Genomic DNA, 1578 nt, shown 5'->3' with positions numbered 1-1578 from the left:
AAAATCGGCTAAACGATTTCCCGTCATATTTGTACAATCCGTTTTCCGTAGTGCCGAACCATAGGTTATCGGCTTTATCTTGATAGATACATTGCACATTGCCGTATTTCGGATCACCTATCGTTTTAATAAGATAGGGATGATTATTTTCTTTTGGCAAATCTTTTTTCACTGGCCCCTTACAAGCAACACCAAAAGTTAACATTGTGTGGAAGATTAAAATATATTGAAAAAAATATTTTTTCATTATTTGAAACATGAACTGAAGAATATTGTATGAAATAGTATAAAATTATCGATGAAATAAAGATTTTTTCACCTAATGTGTGAATAAATATCATTTATAATTGATATTGAAAACCGCCCTCACAGAATGACAATTTTACAAATCATTTACTTGAACAATAATATAAACAGAAGCAGTAAAATCATGAGGTAAACTTGAAACACCAACAGAAGTCCTTACGTGTCTGCCCTGTTCACCAAAAATCTGTACCATTAAATCAGATGCCCCATTCATAACATCAGCGTGACCTGTAAATTCAGGTACACTATTAATTAGTCCATGAACTGCAACAATGTCTTCTATAAAATTTAAAGAACCTAAAAGCTGTCTAATAGCCGCCAAACAATTAATAACGCAAAATCGAGTAGCTTGCTTACCAGTTTCAATATCTATTTCTCTACCTAACTTTCCTTTGATTACCTGGTCTCCCAAAGTACAAACTTGTCCAGCAGTAAAAACTAAATTCCCACTTCGTTTTGCAGGTACATAGTTAGCAAGGGGTGATTGAATTTCCGGAATACTAAAACCTAATTCATTTAGTCTTTCTTCAACATTTTTCATATGAAGTTCATATTTTGTTAGTGATCAAATTATTGAGTCTGCGCCATCGAATTAATCATTCTCAGTCCAGTTATTGCCATACCGTTATTAGGAAATTCTTTTAGTACTAGTTCGTAGTACTCTATTGCTTTTTGACCGTTATTGGTCTGACTATAGCAAAATGCAATATTACAAAGCCCCATTTCTTTATAAGTCAATTTAGAAGCACTTAAAAGTGTTAAGAAACGATATTTATCAACCCAGGCATGTTGAGTAAAAAAATGAACACTGTTTTCAAATAAAGGTATTGCTTCTGCAAATTTTTGTTGTTTAACTAGTTTAAACCCCTGTCGATGATCTTTTGCAATAAAATTTCTCAAACTAATGGCCAAAATCGAATAAGTTAAAGCACCTAATATAAAAGCGAATGCAAAATCTAAATCATGATAGAAATATGTAAAAAAAGCTACTAACAAAAGCTGAAAAAATAATGAAATCAAAGATATTTGACTTATGGTTGGTACGTTTGAAGCCATTTTTTATGTTTTTGGTCTTTTGAAATAGAATGCTAAATCATTATTCAATTTGTATTTTTCTTTTTGTACTTTACTGCAAATCCAGCAATAATAATTACAGCTGTAATAATTATTACCCCATTATTTTCTCCTTTTTTAAATAACAAAGATGCACCAATCCCCCACAGTATAAGTAAACATATTAAAGCAATTATTCTTGTGTTTTTCATTTTTTTT

The 1578-nt window shown here is 31.0% G+C and carries 3 protein-coding genes; all 3 read right to left on the bottom strand.

The features are described 5' to 3' along the window. A partial coding sequence (locus ACOYLT_RS11935; protein WP_422854058.1) for a two-component regulator propeller domain-containing protein occupies positions 1-259 on the bottom strand: 259 nt, incomplete at its 3' end. A gap of 123 nt (positions 260-382) precedes the next feature. Continuing rightward, positions 383-847 (bottom strand): RidA family protein, encoded by a 465-nt coding sequence (locus ACOYLT_RS11930; protein WP_422854057.1) that lies wholly within the window; start codon positions 845-847, stop codon positions 383-385. 29 nt (positions 848-876) lie between these two features. Then, on the bottom strand, positions 877-1362 hold the full coding sequence (locus tag ACOYLT_RS11925; protein ID WP_422854056.1) for a tetratricopeptide repeat protein: 486 nt from the start codon (positions 1360-1362) through the stop codon (positions 877-879). Between the last annotated feature and the right edge of the window lie 216 nt (positions 1363-1578).

This window comes from Flavobacterium sp. (assembly GCF_049318185.1).
GTDB lineage: Bacteria > Bacteroidota > Bacteroidia > Flavobacteriales > Flavobacteriaceae > Flavobacterium.
This window is presented reverse-complemented; position numbering and strand designations above follow the sequence as displayed.

What these genes read in the sequence shown, in the direction of transcription:
- ACOYLT_RS11930 (WP_422854057.1), bottom strand. Translation starts at nt 847, where the DNA reads ATGAAAAATGTTGAAGAAAGACTAAATGAATTAGGTTTTAGTATTCCG.
- ACOYLT_RS11925 (WP_422854056.1), bottom strand. Translation starts at nt 1,362, where the DNA reads ATGGCTTCAAACGTACCAACCATAAGTCAAATATCTTTGATTTCATTA.